At 65.8% G+C, this 16,867-nt stretch carries 17 protein-coding genes and 2 tRNA genes; 8 read left to right on the top strand and 11 right to left on the bottom strand.

Going from position 1 to position 16,867, the window contains the following annotated elements; genetic code table 11:
* Nucleotides 1–149 precede the first annotated feature (149 nt).
* Together ASE83_RS06455 and ASE83_RS06450 are read right to left on the bottom strand one after the other, a co-directional pair.
* A tRNA-Ala gene (locus ASE83_RS06455) sits at nt 150–225 on the bottom strand.
* A gap of 118 nt (nt 226–343) precedes the next feature.
* Nucleotides 344–661, bottom strand: coding sequence for a TIGR02300 family protein (locus ASE83_RS06450; RefSeq protein WP_055786330.1), 318 nt, complete (start codon nt 659–661; stop codon nt 344–346).
* Between the two features lie 101 nt (nt 662–762).
* Between ASE83_RS06450 and aroA the strand changes: the two genes are divergently transcribed.
* The 5 genes from aroA to ASE83_RS06425 all read left to right on the top strand — a co-directional run bounded on the left by aroA (nt 763) and on the right by ASE83_RS06425 (nt 5,110).
* Nucleotides 763–2,094 (top strand): 3-phosphoshikimate 1-carboxyvinyltransferase, encoded by a 1,332-nt coding sequence (gene aroA, locus ASE83_RS06445; protein ID WP_055786333.1) that lies wholly within the window; start codon nt 763–765, stop codon nt 2,092–2,094.
* Nucleotides 2,091–2,714 carry a (d)CMP kinase gene (cmk, locus tag ASE83_RS06440; protein ID WP_055786336.1) on the top strand — a complete coding sequence of 208 codons (624 nt, stop codon included), beginning with the start codon at nt 2,091–2,093 and terminating at the stop codon, nt 2,712–2,714. The genes aroA and cmk overlap by 4 nt, the downstream gene beginning before the upstream one ends.
* A 378-nt stretch (nt 2,715–3,092) precedes the next feature.
* Nucleotides 3,093–3,935, top strand: coding sequence for a carboxylating nicotinate-nucleotide diphosphorylase (gene nadC / locus ASE83_RS06435; protein ID WP_055786339.1), 843 nt, complete (start codon nt 3,093–3,095; stop codon nt 3,933–3,935).
* A 27-nt stretch (nt 3,936–3,962) separates the two neighbouring features.
* Nucleotides 3,963–4,394, top strand: a complete 432-nt coding sequence (locus tag ASE83_RS06430) for a hypothetical protein (RefSeq protein WP_055786342.1) — start codon at nt 3,963–3,965, stop codon at nt 4,392–4,394.
* Entirely contained in the window at nt 4,394–5,110 is a 717-nt protein-coding gene (locus ASE83_RS06425) for a ribonuclease T2 family protein (RefSeq protein WP_055786345.1), read from the top strand. Before ASE83_RS06430 ends, ASE83_RS06425 begins: the two co-directional genes overlap by 1 nt.
* On the opposite strand, the gene ASE83_RS06420 is transcribed toward ASE83_RS06425, so the two are convergent.
* A complete protein-coding gene (locus tag ASE83_RS06420; protein WP_055786348.1) occupies nt 5,111–5,536 on the bottom strand; it encodes a DUF4112 domain-containing protein in 426 nt (141 codons plus the stop codon). It abuts the gene before it with no gap.
* 5 nt (nt 5,537–5,541) lie between these two features.
* Nucleotides 5,542–6,933 carry an ABC transporter substrate-binding protein gene (locus ASE83_RS06415; protein ID WP_055786351.1) on the bottom strand — a complete coding sequence of 464 codons (1,392 nt, stop codon included), beginning with the start codon at nt 6,931–6,933 and terminating at the stop codon, nt 5,542–5,544.
* A gap of 240 nt (nt 6,934–7,173) precedes the next feature.
* Here ASE83_RS06415 and ASE83_RS06410 point away from each other — a divergent pair, with 240 nt between their 5' ends.
* Genes ASE83_RS06410 through ASE83_RS06400 form a run of 3 tightly spaced genes read left to right on the top strand, consistent with a single transcriptional unit; the run spans nt 7,174 to nt 11,072 of the window.
* Nucleotides 7,174–8,202, top strand: coding sequence for a glycosyltransferase family 2 protein (locus tag ASE83_RS06410; RefSeq protein WP_055786354.1), 1,029 nt, complete (start codon nt 7,174–7,176; stop codon nt 8,200–8,202).
* Nucleotides 8,199–9,665: a lipopolysaccharide biosynthesis protein gene (locus ASE83_RS06405; RefSeq protein ID WP_082443160.1), complete on the top strand. Its 1,467-nt coding sequence runs from the start codon at nt 8,199–8,201 to the stop codon at nt 9,663–9,665. Before ASE83_RS06410 ends, ASE83_RS06405 begins: the two co-directional genes overlap by 4 nt.
* A gap of 27 nt (nt 9,666–9,692) precedes the next feature.
* On the top strand, nt 9,693–11,072 hold the full coding sequence (locus tag ASE83_RS06400; RefSeq protein WP_156352807.1) for a hypothetical protein: 1,380 nt from the start codon (nt 9,693–9,695) through the stop codon (nt 11,070–11,072).
* Between the two features lie 68 nt (nt 11,073–11,140).
* On the opposite strand, the gene ASE83_RS06395 is transcribed toward ASE83_RS06400, so the two are convergent.
* The 7 genes from ASE83_RS06395 to ASE83_RS06365 all read right to left on the bottom strand — a co-directional run bounded on the left by ASE83_RS06395 (nt 11,141) and on the right by ASE83_RS06365 (nt 16,856).
* A tRNA-Leu gene (locus ASE83_RS06395) sits at nt 11,141–11,226 on the bottom strand.
* 39 nt (nt 11,227–11,265) lie between these two features.
* Entirely contained in the window at nt 11,266–12,153 is an 888-nt protein-coding gene (mmsB, locus tag ASE83_RS06390) for a 3-hydroxyisobutyrate dehydrogenase (protein WP_055786363.1), read from the bottom strand.
* Nucleotides 12,154–12,322: 169 nt separating this feature from the next.
* Nucleotides 12,323–13,099, bottom strand: coding sequence for an enoyl-CoA hydratase (locus ASE83_RS06385; protein WP_055786367.1), 777 nt, complete (start codon nt 13,097–13,099; stop codon nt 12,323–12,325).
* A 122-nt stretch (nt 13,100–13,221) separates the two neighbouring features.
* Nucleotides 13,222–14,262, bottom strand: a complete 1,041-nt coding sequence (locus ASE83_RS06380) for an enoyl-CoA hydratase/isomerase family protein (RefSeq protein WP_055787639.1) — start codon at nt 14,260–14,262, stop codon at nt 13,222–13,224.
* 145 nt (nt 14,263–14,407) lie between these two features.
* On the bottom strand, nt 14,408–15,547 hold the full coding sequence (locus ASE83_RS06375; protein WP_055786370.1) for an acyl-CoA dehydrogenase family protein: 1,140 nt from the start codon (nt 15,545–15,547) through the stop codon (nt 14,408–14,410).
* Nucleotides 15,544–15,939, bottom strand: coding sequence for a RidA family protein (locus ASE83_RS06370; RefSeq protein WP_055787642.1), 396 nt, complete (start codon nt 15,937–15,939; stop codon nt 15,544–15,546). Before ASE83_RS06370 ends, ASE83_RS06375 begins: the two co-directional genes overlap by 4 nt.
* Nucleotides 15,939–16,856, bottom strand: a complete 918-nt coding sequence (locus ASE83_RS06365) for a polysaccharide deacetylase family protein (protein WP_055786373.1) — start codon at nt 16,854–16,856, stop codon at nt 15,939–15,941. Before ASE83_RS06365 ends, ASE83_RS06370 begins: the two co-directional genes overlap by 1 nt.
* Nucleotides 16,857–16,867 lie beyond the last annotated feature (11 nt).

Below are 16,867 nucleotides of genomic sequence, written 5' to 3'. Positions count from 1 at the left end.
GTCATAGGGGCGTTCAGCTAGCCGCTATCGCGACGCCGCACGATATACTGGTTTAATCACGGAAAAATCGGGTCGCTTTCGCAACGCGGTCGCAACGCCCGGCGCGATGGACAACAAAAAACCCCGCATCGCTGCGGGGTTCTTGGAAATGGTGGAGCCGAGGGGGATCGAACCCCTGACCTCTGCAATGCCATTGCAGCGCTCTCCCAGCTGAGCTACGGCCCCGTCCATTTTATCGAAGCCGCCGCTGGTCGGCGGCCCCGCTTCCCCGTTGGGGAGGAGCGCCCTCTATGCGGAGGGCGCTGGTTTGGCAAGCGGCTTTTGTGGCCGCCGCGCCAAAAAATCAACGCTCGGCTTCGTTGTCCTCGTCGGACGTATCGACACCCAGGTCGTCGTCGCCGCCCAGGTCGACATCGTCGTCCGCCGACGGCTCGTCGTCGCCCTCGATGTCCAGATCGGCGTCGAGATCGGTGTCCTTCTCGGCCTTCTCGCTGACCTTGACCTGCTCGAACGGCAGGGGCTGCTTCGACTTCAGGATCGGCTCCGGGTTCCAGTGCACGCCGCAATTGATGCAGGTGACCGGCTCGTCATTGCCAAGGTCGTAGAAGCGCGTCGCGCATTTCGGGCAGGTACGCTTCGTACCCCATTCCGGCTTCACCATGTGTAGCCAAACCTTTCGGTGTTGTGGAGGAACGGGGCGAAAACCCCGGATGGGGCCGCGCCTTGCCATAGCGGGCACGCGCTGTCAAAGCCGCCGGTCATATGCACGACGCCACCCCCACCCCGCTTTCCGTCGCCGCCAGCGGTCCGCTGACCGGCACCGCGCCCGTTCCCGGCGACAAGTCGATCAGCCATCGTTCGCTGATGCTGTCCGCGCTGGCGGTCGGCACCAGCCGCGTGACCGGGTTGCTGGAGGGGGAGGATGTCCTGTCCACCGCCGCCGCGATGCGGGCGATGGGGGCGACGATCGAACGCGGCGACGACGGCGTGTGGACCATCGACGGCGTGGGTGTGGGCGGACTGCTGCAACCGGCGACCGCGCTCGACATGGGCAATTCGGGCACCTCGACCCGGTTGCTGATGGGGCTGGTATCGTCCCACGCGATCACCGCGACCTTCACCGGCGACGCCTCCTTGAGCAAGCGGCCGATGGGCCGGGTCATCGAACCCCTGTCGCAGATGGGCGCGGAGATCACCGCCAGCCCGGGCGGTCGCCTGCCCCTCATGCTGCGGGGAATCGTCCCCGCCGTGCCGATCGACTACACGCTGCCGGTCGCCTCGGCCCAGGTGAAGTCGGCGATCCTGCTCGCCGGACTGAACACCCCGGGCATTACCCGCGTCGTCGAACCGGTGCCGACCCGCGACCATAGCGAGCGGATGCTGAAGGGCTTCGGCGCGAAGCTGACCGTCGAGGTCACGCCGGCGGGTCGCGTCATCGAACTGCACGGCGAGGCGGAACTGAAGCCCCAGACGATCACCGTGCCGGGCGATCCGTCGTCGGCGGCCTTTCCGGTCGTGGCCGCGCTGCTGGTGCCGGGCAGCCATGTCACGATCACCAATGTCGGGCTGAACCCGACCCGCGCCGCGCTGTTCGACGTACTGCGCGCGATGGGCGGCGACATCGCCTTCGAAAACCCGCGCGATGTGGGCGGCGAGCCGGTCGCCGACCTCGTCGTCCGCGCCTCGTCGCTGACGGGGATCGAGGTCGATCCGGCGGTCGCCCCATCGATGATCGATGAATTCCCCATCCTGTTCGTGGCCGCCGCGCTGGCCCGGGGTCGCACCGTCACCCGTGGCCTTGAGGAGCTGCGCGTAAAGGAAAGCGACCGCATCACGACCATGGCCGAAGGGCTGCGCGCGATCGGTGCGCGGGTCGAGGAGACCGAGGACGGCCTCATCATCGACGGCACCGGCGGCGATCCGTTGCCCGGTGGCGGCACCATCACCGCGAAGCTCGACCACCGCATCGCGATGAGCTTCGTCGTCGCCGGCCTCGTGTCGCGCGAACCGGTCACCATCGACGACATGGCTCCGGTCGCGACCAGCTTCCCGACCTTCACCACGCTGCTGCGTGGCCTCGGCGCGCCATTGTGATTATCGCGGTCGACGGCCCGGCAGCATCGGGCAAGGGCACCATCGCGCGGGCGCTGGCGAAGCATTACGGCCTGCCGCACCTCGACACCGGGCTGCTCTATCGCGCGGTCGCGACCCGCGTCCTACGCGACGGCATGGACCCGACGCGCGAGGCGGACTGCGTCGCCGCCTGCGATTTTTCCGACACGCTGCTGGACGACCCCTGGCTGCGCACCGATGAGGCCGGGCAGACCGCCTCGATCGTTTCCGCCCATCCGCTGGTGCGCTCGGCGCTGCTGCGGCGCCAGCGCAAGTTCGCGCAACAGCCCGGCGGCGCGGTGCTCGACGGGCGCGACATCGGCACGGTCATCGCGCCCGATGCCGATGCCAAGCTGTTCGTGAAGGCCACCCCGGCGATCCGCGCCCGCCGCCGGCACACCGAACTGGCCAAGGCCGGGTCGGGCGTCACCTATGACCGGGTGCTGGCCGACATCCGCGCCCGCGACGAACGCGATTCGGGCCGCGCGACCGCCCCCCTGACCATGGCCGCCGACGCCGCCCCGCTCGACACGACCACACTGTCGATCGAGGTCGCGATCGAACGCGCCATCGCTATCGTCGAGGGGCAGCGGCGGAAATAGGGCGCAACCTTCACCACACGTCACCCCGGACTTGTTCCGGGGTCCACCGGGCTGCGAACGCTGTCGATAGCGCCTCCCGCCAGACCGATCGCCGCGCCGTAGACCCCGGAACAAGTCCGGGGTGACGAGGGGAGAGGCCTGCCCGTGCCAATATCCATGGATCGCTTTCCTACATGGCAGTCACCTGCCATCGTCGGTGGGTCGCCCCATTGCCCTACGCCGCCCGACCCGTTCATCGTCCACCGCACCAACCGCGCAATAACGCCACTAGTGTGAACTTAGTGAACTTTGGCCGGCAGAACCGCCCTCAAACGCCCTGTCACCCACCCCCGCCCCCCTCTATAGCCAAGCCTCCTTACCCCAGCCCGGACCCTGCCCATGATCCCCGGTTTCGATCTCGCCGCCTTCGTCGCCACGACCCTTGCCGAGGATATGGGCGATGCCGGCGACATCACCGCCGCCGCCGTCATCCCGGCCGATGCGGTCTTCACCGGGGTCATGGACAGCCGTGACGCGATCACCGTCGCGGGGATCGACATCGCCGCCGCCTTCTTCCACCAGCTCGACCCGACCGTTACCATCGAAGCGCTGGTGGCCGATGGCGATTCGGTACCGGCCGGCACCGCGCTGCTGCGGCTGCGCGGCAATGCCCGTGCGTTGCTGACCGCCGAACGCTCGGCGCTGAACACCGTCCAGCATCTGTCGGGCATCGCCACGCTGACCGCGACCTATGTCGCCGCGATCGCAGGCACGGCTGCGACGCTGCTCGACACGCGCAAGACCATTCCCGGGCTGCGCGTGCTGGAGAAATATGCGACCCGCATGGGCGGCGCGACCAACCACCGCATGGGGCTGTGGGATGCGGCGATGATAAAGGACAACCACGTCGCGGTCGCGGGGTCGGTCGGCGAAGCCACCGCCCGCGCGAAGGCGGCGGGGATCGACCGGATCATCGTCGAGGTAGACTCGATCGACCAGATCGAACCCGCGCTCGCCGCCGGCGCGACCCACCTGCTGCTCGACAACATGACCCCGCCGATACTGCGCGAAGCCGTGGCGCTGATCGCCGGGCGCGTGCCGGCGGAGGCATCGGGCGGCGTCCGGCTCGACACCATCCGCGCCATCGCCGAAACCGGCGTGACCTATGTCAGCGTCGGCCGCCTGACCCAGTCGGCACCCGCCGCCGATATCGGGCTGGATTTCACCCTCGACGCCGCATAACCCATCGGTACCATCAGGGGAGCCTCCATGCGTCCGTCTTCCATCGTCCGGTTCGACCGGCTCTATCTCGCCTCGATCGCCGTCGGGCTGATCGGCAACATCCTCGAATGGCCGCTCACCATGGCGCGGCTGGCGGAAAATCCCGATACGGCGGCATTGGGGTCGACCGCCACGGTCGCGGCCGGCGGCATGATCGTGGTCGGCGTAGCCATCGCGCTGCTGCTGTGGTTTTTCATCGCCCGGCGCGGCAGCGTCGTCGCGAAATGGATACTGGTCGTCTTCACCGTCTTCGCGATCGGCAGCCTGGCTGTCGGCTTTTCCACCGGCGCGGTGATCCTCGACGTCGGCGGCATCGTCCGCATCGCCGCGGTTGCGTTGCAGACGGCAGCGGTCGTCTTCCTGTTCCGCCCCGACGCCGCCGCATGGTTCGCCCCTGCCATCGTCGACGAGGACATCTGATGCGCCTCGCCCTCACCCTCGCCGCGCTGCTGGCACCCGTCGCGGCACAGGCGCAGACGCTGCAATGCTCCGTACCCGCGCAGGTCGAACGCCCGCGCGCCGACCTGCCGACCCCGCAACAGCCGCGCCGCGTCCTGCCGATCGGCAGCTACACGCTCGCCATCACCTGGAGTCCGGAATATTGCCGCACCCGCCGCGACGATGCGCGCAACGCCTTCCAGTGCGGTGGCGGCAACCGCTTCGGCTTCACGCTGCATGGCCTGTGGCCCGATGGCGAGGGCAAGGACTGGCCACAATATTGCACCGGCACCCCGATCCTGCCCGACGCGGTGATCGCGAAGAACCTGTGCGTCACGCCCTCGGCGCAGCTGCTCCAGCATGAATATGCCAAGCACGGCACCTGCATGGGCGTCTCCCCCGCCGCCTATTTCGACGAATCGCGTACCCTGTTCCAGCGGTTGCGCTTCCCCGACATGATGGCCCTGTCGCGCCGGCCCAACCTGACCGCCGGACAGATCGCCGGCGCCATCGCCCGCCTGAACCCCGGCATGACTGCGCAGTCGATGCGGATCACGACCAACAAGCGTGGCTGGCTGGACGAGATTTGGCTCTGCCTCGACAAGCGCCGCCGCTACACCAACTGTCCGGCGCATCAGGGCGGCGTAACGCCCAATACCCGCGTCAAGATCTGGCGCGGCGGGCGTCAGGCCGGCTGATTACCCCTCGACCGTCACCGTCGCGGGATGGTGACGGTCGAGATGCTTGCGGATGATCCGCAGGTTGCGGGTATTCGACCGGAAGAAGAAGTCCGGCACCGCGCCGACGATCGGGATCAGCCCCAGCGCCCAGTCGGTGCCGACATTGCCGGCCATCCGCGCCATCTGCCACTTCGACATGCCCAGGTTACGCGCTTCCCACAGCATGTAGCTGCCCATCGCCGCACCGATGAAGCTGCCGATAACGGGGATGAAGTTCAGCAGGAAGTCGAGGCCCACCGGATGCTTCGTGCCGGGGATGGTCATCGACCGTTCCATCAACCGCTCGATCGCCACCACGCGGCGACGCACGGCTTGCGGGTCCTTGTCGAGATGCCCGGCGATCTGATCGAACAGTTCGGGCGAGATGCGGTTGGGCTTTGCCATGCCCCCTATCTGGGATCGCCGCGCAGATGGTTCAACGGATGCACCGCGCGGGCATTGGCCTGAAACGCCCGCAGGCGAGGCGCGACCAGCGACCAGCGCCACGGCCGCGCGAGGGAGACGAACGCGACGTCCGCCGCCATCGCGGCATCGGCGACCGCCAGTCGTTGCGCGCGTTCGGGCAGGTTGTCGGCATCGCGCGCCGCCGCGATCAGCGTCATCGCCTCCATCGAACAACTGCGACACGCGGTCGCCAGATACCAGCGCGCACTGTCATATGGTGCCACCCGGTCGATCAGCCGCAGGTCGGCGGGCGCGGTCATCGCCACCCGTTCGCCCGCAATCCCGATCCGCGACAGCGCGACTGCGACCCGACCCCACAGCAACGTTGCCCCCGGGCCGGCCGGCAACGCGATACGCAACCGCACCGGTCGGCCATAAGCGGCCACCTGTGCGCGGGCGGTCGTCCAGCGCTGTTCCTCGGTCAGGTTGCGCCACGGCGGTAGCGCCGGGTCCGCCGCCGAATCGAGCCGTTCGGGCAACAGCGTGTCCGCCGGTCCCCATGCCGGGTCGATCGCGCCGGGCACGTTGGCGCCCTGCACCGCCATCGCCACCGCCGCCCGGCCGAGCGCGGTCGCCAGGAAGCCGTCCCGCGTGACGAACGCGAAGCCGAACAGCCCGCGCGCCGGATCGATCCGGACGTCGGCCGGCCGGGGACCGGCGGCAGCGACCAGCGGCCAGTCGGCGAAATCCCCGCCCAGCACCAGGTCGCTGCGCTTCTCGGCATAGCGCGCCACCGCCAGCGCCGCGCGGCCCCCACGCAACCGGACCTCGTCGGCGGCGACCGGCGGCGGCCCTTCCGGATCGGCCGGCGCGCGCAGACGGATGCCGCTCCCCTGCAACCGGCGCAGCGGCCCGGTGCCCTGCGTGCCACGGATCACCGCCAGTTCGGGTTGGGCGAGCAGGGTCAGCAATTCGGTATTGGGCCGCTTCAGCCGCACCTCGATCACCTGCGGCGTCATCGCGACGATCTCGTCGATCGATCGCAGGAATGGCGTCAGCCGATGGCCGGCATCCGCCCGCACCGCGCGGCGAAGCGCCGCCACGACCTGTTCGGCGGTGACGGGCCGGCCGTCGCTCCACGTCGCATCGCCCAGCCGAAAGATATAGCTGCGCCCGTCATCGACCATGTTCCAGCGTTCGGCGAGACCCGGTTCGACCTGGCCGGCGGCATCGAAGCGTACCAGCCCCTGCGCCAGCGCGCTGCGCAGCAGGACCCGCTCGACATCGCCCTTCGCGCCGTCCTCGATCGCATCGACCACGACCCGCCGCTCGTCGCCCTTGCCGTCGCAGGCGACCAGCATCAGCGGAAGGAGAGCGGAAAGGAGGAAACGACGCATCGCTCTTCCATGCCACGAAAGCCCGTCGACCGGCCAGAGGGCCGTGCGGGGTGATCGGAGCGTCGCCGGCCGCTGAAAACGCGGATGCGGTTGTATGTTGCAACGCGGCAAAAACCATCTAGAGCAGCGTGGAATCGATCTGCTATGGTCCAACCGGTCCGGACGAGGCAAGCTGCCGTGCCATGGTTGTGTCGAACAGCAGCTGATCCAACGTCGTCCTGCCACAGTGGGAATTGAACCATGTTGTCCGAGTCCGCCAGCGGTCCATCCGACGCGACCGCGCCACCCCTGGTATCGGTCATCATCGCCGCCTACGATGCCGCACTGTTTATCGAACGCGCGATCCGGTCGGTCCAGGCACAGACCCTGTCGGACGTCGAAATCATCGTCGTCGACGACGTATCCCGCGACGATACGGTCGCGGTCGTCACGGACCTCGCGAAGCTGGATGCGAGGATCAGACTGGTGCGTTCGCCGAAGAACGGCGGCCCGTCCGCCGCGCGCAACCTCGGCATCGCGGCAGCGCGCGGCCGGTGGATCGCGATCCTCGACGCCGACGATGCGTTCAAGCCCGATCGCCTCGACACGCTGGTACGAACGGCGGAAGAACGGTCGCTCGACATGATCGCCGACAACGTAACCTATTATGACGCGACGGCGCAGGCAGAAGCGGGCCATGGCAACCTGGAACTGAACGGCGCCTTCGAGGTCGTCGACATGAAGCGCTTTCTTCGCGCTTCCCTGTTCCGCCGCCCCTTGAGCGACGTCAGCGGTCGCGGCTACCTGCAATTTGCCCTCCTGAAGTTCGTCTTCCGCCGGTCCTTTCTTCTGGAGCAACGGTTGCGGTATCCCGAGACGATCCGCGACAGCGAAGATTTCTATTTCTACGCAAGCTGCCTGGCACATGGCGCGAAGGCGGGACTCGTTGCCACTGCGGGCTATCTGTACACGCAGCGCATCGGCAGCCTGTCGGGCAAGGCATCCGGTCAGACGCGGACCGTCGTCGACCGTGGTCAGGTGATCCGCGGAGTCGAGGCATTGCTGGCAGAACATGCTCGCGCCTTCGATGCGGTCGACACCGGCTTGTTACGACAGCGCCAGGAACAGGCCCGCGGACTTCAGGCCTATGAAACCGCCCTGGTCCATAATCGCAGCCGGGATCGTATCAGGGCGCTCAAAACTCTTGCAGCGGCTCCCCCATCCTGGGCCTTTCTCTGGCAGGGCATCGTGCAACGCGTGCGTCGCGACCGGCAGGGAACTCGCGCATGAGTTCGTCTTCGCTCTCTGGTCGCACCGCCTCCGGCGCTTTCTGGATGATGCTCGGTTCGGGTGGTCAGACCGTCTTCCAGTTCGTCCTGTTCATCGTTCTTGCGCGCCAGTTGGGACCGGAAACCTTCGGCCTGATCGGCATCGCGGTCGTCTTCATCGAACTCAGTTCGACCGTCGGCCGCGCGGGCCTGACCGAAGTCGCCATCCAGCGGCCGACGCTGGACGACGACGATGCCAGTACCGCCTTCTGGTCGAGCCTGGCGATCGGCTTGCTGTTTACCGTGGCATTGCTGCTCGTCGCCGGCCCGCTGGCGGTCGGTTTCGACGAACCCCTGCTGCGACCGGTCATGCAATGGCTCGCGCCGGTTTCCGCGCTTTACGCCGTGGGGGCCGTGTATGAGGCGAAGTTGCGGCGCGACTTCGGCTTCAAGGCGCTGGCCGCGCGAAACGTCACGGCCACCATGGCCAGCGGCATCGTCGCGCTGGTCCTCGCCCTGACGGGCTTCGGCGTGTGGAGCCTTGTCATCCAGCGTCTGATCTATGTGGTCTGGCTGCTGGTGGCGATGGTGTACTCGACGCGCTGGCTGCCGCGTCTGACGTGGAAGCGCGACACCGGCGTCGCCCAGCTGCGCGATGGCAGTGTGATCGCGCTGTCCTCCGTGCTGGGCAGCGGCAATCAGCGGATCATCGACCTGATCGTCGGCTATGTCCTGGGCGCGACGGCGCTCGGCTATCTGCGCATTGCGTGGCGCGCGCTCGACCTGCTGCAGGAACTGTCGATCCGGCAGATCACCAGCGTGACGCTGACGTCCCTGTCACGCCTGCAGGACAACCGGGAAGCGTTGATCGCGGGATACCTCAAGCTGGTGAAGACGACCGCGCTCTTCGCCTATCCGATGTTCCTCGGCGCGGCCGTCGTGGCACCCGAGATCATCACCTTCATGTTCGGCAAGCAATGGCAGCTGAGCATCCTGCCGATGCAGGTCCTGACGCTGACGGCGATCTTCATCCCGCCGCTGTTCTTCAAATCGAACGTCCTCATGGCCGCGGGGCAGATGCGCGTGGTGTTGGCGGTGAACATCTTCGAATTCGTCGCCAGCACGATCGTGGCGTATCTGTTCGCCCGCTATGGACTGGTCGCCGCCGCCGCCGGCAACGTCGCGCGGCTGGCGCTGGTATCGCCGGTCATCTTCGTCATCCTGAAAAGCCGGATCGGGATTCCGATAGGCGAAACGATTTCCGGCGTCTTGCCCCCACTGCTCGCGTCAGGGGTGATGGTGGGCGCGCTGACCCTGTTGAAACCGCAACTGCCCGACCTGCCTTCGCTGGTAACGATCGCCATCATGGGCAGCATCGGCTTGTTGATCTATCTCGGTATGCTTCTTGTGGTACAACGCGATCAGGTCATGGAGATCGTTGCGGTTGTAAGGCGCTTGATGCGCCGCAGCCCGACAGCAGAATGATGCGCCAAGCCTTTCAAGGGTTCAATTATGCCGGCATTTGATACGACCCCCTTACCCGAGATGCGGCCGTGGCGTCGGGCATTTGGCCAACATCGAAAAATTGCTTCCATCCCCGTGCGAGACGACGAATTGCAACGGTCGCTCACGCGATCGGCAGAACTATCACGGCTGAAGCTCACACTCCTGGCAATTGCGTTCGTTTCCTACGGATTCCGTGATGCTTTCACCGGACCGGTTCGATACTATTTGGCTCACGCCAAGTTGGCGTTCATCTGGTTTGTTCCAGATATGATGGCCTTTGCCGCTGTAGCGTACTTCGTTTGGTATATCGCGATACGCCGAAACTCGGCTTGGGGTATTTTATTCAGCGTCAACATATTTTTGTCGTTGATAATCGGCTGGCTCTTCATGTCTGCCAACGCTGCCGCCCTATTTTCCGCAGTGAAAATGATGTCTCCAATCTTCCTCGGATTTGCATTTGCGGGGCGCTCGATAAACGAGCTGCGCTGGGCGCGGTATTCTTTCCTGTTGATGTCGGCACTATCTGTACTCGGATTGCTGCTTTCGCCTTATGTCGATTACCCTTGGACCGGGATGTCCGTCGAAACTTTTGGACAGACCAAGGCTGTGGGTCGGGTTTGGTGGTCTGGCGGTGCGGTGCGTTACGGCGGTTTCGCAGGCGACAGCACGATGGCGGCCTATATGGCGCTTTTCCCCTTTATCCTCGTATGCACCCACTATCGTAAGTGGTTCACGTTTCTCGCCACGCCCATCATCGGCTATGCCTTGTATCTGTCGACGAATAAGACCGCGATGGGCTGCGGCATCATATTCCTTGCATATTATCTTATCTTTGAAGTTCTAACCGACCCCAAGAACAATGAACTTTATCGGAAAAAGCTGACGCAATACTCGTTTGCCCTGGTTCTGGTACCGTTTATCCTGATGATTGCCTTGAGCGGTATCGATCTACAGAAAATAAATCCTAGCCTGTTCAGTATGCAGGATCGCATCAATTCTACTTGGGTTTTTCCGTTCATCTATCTGTCCAACATATTCCCGGCTGGACTCATCACAGGGTGCGGCCTGGGTTGCTTCGTCTACCCGATGGACTACACGTCCCTTGGCTATCTGCGAGTTCCCGTAGATAATTTCTATGTTTCAACGTATATCATGCTTGGGTTTCCGTTCGCGATTTTTGTAATCGGTGCTTTTCTGGGAGTGCCCAATTACAAAACACGAGACAAAATCCTCCTGATGTTCTTAATGAACATCTACGCGGTAACCGTACAATGCTACGGACCTTCAACGATAACGGTTTTCATGGGATATTGCTTCAGCGATATGTTTCTTACCAGCGTCAAGAACTGGAAAAGAAGATATTTGGCCCCATCCGGACCGAACTAATGCCAAACAGGTCGACATGGCTAGGCACCCATGGGGATGCCTAGCCGCTCAACGCCATTCAAAACCGTTGGTACGGACGGCGGGACTTGAACCCGCACTCCCGATGGGAAGCGGATTTTAAGTCCGCTGCGTCTACCGATTTCGCCACGTCCGCAGGCAAGGCTAGCGTTCCAAGCGGATCGCCGCCCCGCCGTCAAGCGGCTCCTTTGCGCAACGTCTCGATGATGCCGGAGAAATCGGTCGCGGCGTTGCCGTCCTCGACGAAGCGGGCATAAAGTTCGGCGGCACGCGCGCCCATCGGCGTGTCGGCTCCCGCGCCCGCCGCCGCCTGCATCGCGAGCCGCAGGTCCTTCAGCATCAACCCGGCGGCGAACCCTCCCTGATAGCCACGATCGGCCGGGGTTTCCGGCCCTACGCCCGCCACCGGGCAATAGCTGGTCATCGACCAACACTGGCCCGAACTGACCGACGAGATGTCGTAGAAGGTCTGCGGGTCGAGGCCCAGTCTCTCGGCCAGCGCAAACGCTTCGCACGTCGCGATCATCGATGCGCCGAGCAGCATGTTGTTGCACATCTTGGCGGCCTGTCCCGCGCCGCTCGCCCCGGCGTGGATCACCGCCTTGCCCATGTCGGACAGGAACGGTTCGGCCTTGGCGAAGGCCGTGTCGCTGCCGCCGACCATGAAGGTCAGCGCGCCGGCATTGGCCGCCGCGATCCCGCCCGACACCGGCGCATCGACCGCGTGCAGCCCCCTGGCGCGTGCCGCGTCGGCGACCTGCCGTGCGGTATCGACGTCGATCGTCGAACAATCGATCAGCACCGCCCCGGTATCGACCGCAGCGAACAGCGCGTCGTCATATACCTGGGCGACATGGGCACCGGCGGGCAGCATCGTCACCACCGCCTGCGCTCCGGCCGCGGCCTCCACCGCGTCGGCGACCGGCAGGCATCCCGCCGCCTTCGCCCGCGCCAGCGCGTCGGCCGACAGGTCGAACGCACGGACGTCATGCCCCGCCTTCGCCAGATTGGCCGCCATGCCGCCGCCCATATTGCCAAGGCCGATAAAGCCGATGCGTGCCATCCGAAACTCTCCTGTGACGCAATAACGTCAAACCACCCCGTTCGTCCTGAGTAGCCACTGAGCTTGTCGAAGGGGCGTATCGAAGGACCGCCACAGGTGCTTCGATACGGGTCTTCGACTTCGCTCAGCCCCTACTCAGCACAAACGGTTCGGCTCATGCGTTGCAACTCTACCGCCCGGTCCAGTTACCGGGGCGCTTCTCGACGAAGGCGGTCATGCCTTCCTTCTGGTCCGCCGTGCCGAACAGGCCGTGGAACAGGCGACGTTCGAACTGCACGCCCTGGGTCAGCGTCGTGTCGAACGCGGCGTTGACCATTTCCTTGTTCGCCTTGACCGCCAGCGGGGCCATGGCGGCGATGGCGGCGGCGGTCTTCACCGCGTCCTCGACCAGATCGTCGGCGGGCACGATTCGCGCGACCAGGCCGCAGCGTTCCGCCTCTTCCGCGCCGATCATCCGGCCGGTCAGGCACATTTCCATCGCCTTCGCCTTGCCCACCGCACGCGCCAGCCGCTGCGACCCACCCATGCCCGGCGTCACGCCCAGCTTGATCTCGGGCTGGCCGAACTTCGCGGTGTCGGCTGCCAGGATGAAGTCGCACATCATCGCCAGTTCGCACCCGCCGCCCAGCGCAAAGCCCGCCACGGCGGCGATGATCGGCTTGCGGGTGCGGGTGAACGCGTCCCAGCCGCTGAAATGGTCGCCGCCATACATGGCCGCGAAGTCCATCTCCTGCATCTCCTTGATGTCCGCCCCGGCGGCGAACGCCTTGGCCGATCCGGTGATGACCGCGCAGCCCTGCGACGGGTCGGCGTCGAACGCACGCATGGCGCCCAGCAGTTCGGACAGGATCTGGCCGTTCAGCGCGTTCAGCGCCTGCGGCCGGTTCAGCGTCACCAGCGTCACGGCACCGCGGCGTTCGACGAGGATGGATTCATGAGTAGACATCGAAACTCCCTAACGGATCGTCATTCCGGCGCAGGCCGGAATCCATGGGCAGGCAAAGCTGTCGAAGCAGTCGCGACGTCCCGACACAATGGATTCCGGCCTGCGCCGGAATGACAGAAAAATCATCGCGGCCGCCATTCGTCGGCGGCAGGAAGCGGGGCAAAGATGCGGTCGATCATATGGTCGCTGACCGCCTCCGGGGTGGCCGGGTCCCATATTGGCGCGTGATCCTTGTCGACGATCACCGCGCGCACGCCCTCGACGATGTCGGGGCGCTGCACGATGCGGGTGACGACGGCATATTCCTGCCGCATCTCATCCTCGAAGGTCGGCATGGCCGCACCGTCGAGCAGCAGCTTGAGCGACACCTTGCACGACAGCGGCGATCGTTGCCGGAGCGTCGCCAGTTGCGCCTGCGCCCAGTCCGACCCATCGCCTTCCAGCGCGGCGAGTATTCCCTCGAAATCGTCGCTGGCGAACAGCCGGTCGATCGCCTCGCGCTGCGCGAGGATCGGTGCATCGCCGGGGGCGGTCGCATGGTCGGACAGGATCGCCTCCGCCGCCTGCGGATCGGCGGCGATCGCCTGCTTCACCGCGTCGAGCCTGTCGGCGGGCAACAGATGCGTCGCCAGCCCCAGCGCCAGCATCTCGTTCCCGTCCAGCCGCGCGCCGGTCAGCGCCAGATACTGGCCGATCCGGCCCGGCAGGCGCGACAGATACCAGCCACCGCCGACATCGGGGAACAGCCCGATCGCCGTCTCGGGCATGGCGAAGCGACTATTCTCCGTAGCCACCCGGATCTTGCACGGCTGCGAGATGCCGACCCCGCCGCCCATCGTCACCCCGTCCATGAAGGCGATGGTCGGCTTGGCATAGGTGAACAGCCGATGGTTCAGCCGATATTCGGTCGCGAAGAAGGCGCGGGCATCGGCACCATCCGCCCCGCTGCTCTCCGCGATCATGCGGATGTCGCCGCCGGCGCAAAATCCGCGCCCCTCGGCATGATCGATCAGGATGGCATGGACGGCCGGATCGGCGCGCCATTGCTCCAGTGCGGCGAGCATCGCCTCGCACATATCGTGGTTCAGCGCGTGGAGCGCCTTGGGCCGGTTCAACCGGATGCGGCCGAGATGGCCGTCGACAGAGGTGAGGATCAAACCAATCCTCCCCGTGCCGGGGAGGGGGACCGCCGCGAAGCGGTGGTGGAGGGGGGTGTCCTTCTCCACATCGGCTGTGGTCGGGGATACCCCCCTCCACCATGCTGCGCATGGTCCCCCTCCCCGTACCGGGGAGGATTTGATCGCGCCATCACTTCACCAGCTCCCGCCCGATAATCATCCGCATCACCTGGTTCGTACCCTCCAGGATCGAATGGACGCGCAGGTCGCGCCAGAAGCGTTCGATCGGATAGTCCATCAGATAGCCATAGCCGCCATGTAGCTGCAGCGCCTGATCGACCACCTTCGATCCCGTGTCGGTGGCGAAGCGTTTCGCCATCGCGGCAAAGCGCGTCTTGTCGGGCGCGTTGGCCGTCACCTTGGCAGCGGCGGTATAGAGCAGCGCCCGCGCCGCCTCCAGCTCGGTCGCCATGTCGGCCAAAGTGAACTGGGTGTTCTGGAAATCGGCAATCGGCTTGCCGAACTGCTGCCGCGCCTTGGTATAGGCGATGGCTTCGTCGAGGCAGCGCTGCGCCCCGCCCAGCGAACAGGCACCGATGTTCAGCCGCCCCCCGTCCAGCCCCTGCATCGCGATTGAAAAACCCTGCCCCTCCGCGCCGACCAGATTGGCGGCGGGCACCCGCACCTGATCGAGAATGACCGCGCGGGTCGGCTGCGAATGCCAGCCGAGCTTGCGCTCGTTCGCGCCGAACGAGACGCCGGGCATGTCCTTTTCGATCAACAGGCAGGAAATGCCTTTCGGCCCGTCGCCGCCGGTGCGGACCATCACCAGATAGACGTCGTTGTCGCCCGCGCCGGAAATGAACTGCTTGGTGCCGGTCACGATATAGTCGTCGCCGTCACGCACCGCCCTGGTCTTCAGCGCCGCCGCGTCCGATCCTGACGACGGCTCGGTCAGGCAATAGCTGGCGAGTTTGTCCATCGTCACGAGGTCGGGGAGGAAGCGTGCCTTCAGTTCGGCCGACCCGAACGCGTCGAGCATCCATGCCGCCATATTGTGGATCGAGATGAAGGCGGAGGTCGACGGACAGCCATAAGCCATCGCCTCCATGATGAGCGCCGATTCCATCCGGCCGAGGCCGATGCCGCCCGATTCTTCCGACACATAGATCGCGGCGAAACCCAGCTCGGCGGCCTGCCTGATCGTGTCGCGCGGGAAGATGTGTTTTTCGTCCCATTCGGCGGCGTGCGGCGTGATCGCATCCGCCGTGAACCGGCGCGCGAGCTCCTGAATCTCGCGCTGATCGTCGGTAAGGTCGAACTGGGTCATGCTTTACGCTCCACTATCGCTTCGGCCTCGATCTCCACCCGCCATTCGGGGCGAAGCAGCGCGGCCACCACCAGCATCGTCGCGGCGGGCCGGACGGTGCCGAAAATCCTTCCATGCACCCGCCCCACCGCATCGGCATCGGCCGGATCGGTCAGGTACATGCGGGTGCGGACGACATCATCCATCCGCCCGCCCAGTTGCTCGATCGCCTGCGCGATGATCGCGAAGCATCGCTCCGCCTGGGCGGCGGCATCGCCCGGCGTGCTGCTGCCGTCCGGCTCGACGGGCGCAGTGCCCGATACGAGGATGCGATCGCCGACGCGCACGCCCCGCGCAAAGCCGATCGCCGCTTCATAGGGCGAGGCGGAGGCCGTGTGCCGCCGCGCCGTCATCATTGCGCCTCGTGCAGCACCCGCTGCCGATAGAGCGGGGTCGCGATCGACAGCGTGTTGCGGTCGTACCAGCGCGGCGCCGGCACGCCCTTCTCCCACGCCATCGCCTCCAATCGGTTGCCCTGTGCCGAGGGGGTGTCGGGCTGCGCCTTCGCGATCGGATCGCGATAGGCCACATCGGCGGTCACGATCTCCCATCCCTTCTTGCGCAGGCCCGCAACCAGATCGGCGATCCAATAGGCGGCAAGATCGGTTTCGTGGAGCAGCATCACCTGCACCGGCTGACGCCCCAACGCCTTGCGAGCGAGCGCGTCGGCGAACTCGGCCGATTCAACGTGCGTCTCGACATACAGATCGCGCAGCGCCGCCATGTCGATCGGCTTGCCGGCATTACGCGCCTCGGCGGTCAGTCCCTCGATATTCCAGTCCGACCCGTCGACCGTGACATAGCCGTTCGACAATTTGCGCGCCGTGAGGCCCGCGCGCACGGCATCGCGCTTTGCCTTGTCGCTGCCGCCTTCGTCGAGAAAGGGAAAGCGGAACCAGGGCCGCAACCCCTTGCGCCCCATCAGCCACCCGCTCGCCCGGTCGATGTCCGCCAGATAGGCGTCGGCGATCATCGACTTGAGCGCCGGATGGCTGAAGCTGTGATTGGCGATCACATGCCCCGCCTTGACATAGGCCGCGATCCGCCGCTCGCCGCCGGCCCCGTCGGGCGCGGCCAGATTGCCGGGCACGACGAAGAACGCGGCCTGCCGCACCTTCGCCTTGCGCAAGCCCGCGATCAACCGTTCGGTGCGCTCATCCGGCGTCAGGAACGGCCCGCGCGCACGCGGCGCATCGTCGAACGTCAGCGCGATCCGCTTCTGCGCGGCGGCGGGCATTGCCGCCAGCAGTGTCGCGAACATCCCGAGCATCAGGCTTCGTA

Source organism: Sphingomonas sp. Leaf32 (genome assembly GCF_001421765.1).
GTDB lineage: Bacteria > Pseudomonadota > Alphaproteobacteria > Sphingomonadales > Sphingomonadaceae > Sphingomonas.
The sequence above is the reverse complement of the archived record's forward strand: the minus strand, read 5'-3'. Positions and strand labels throughout refer to the sequence as shown.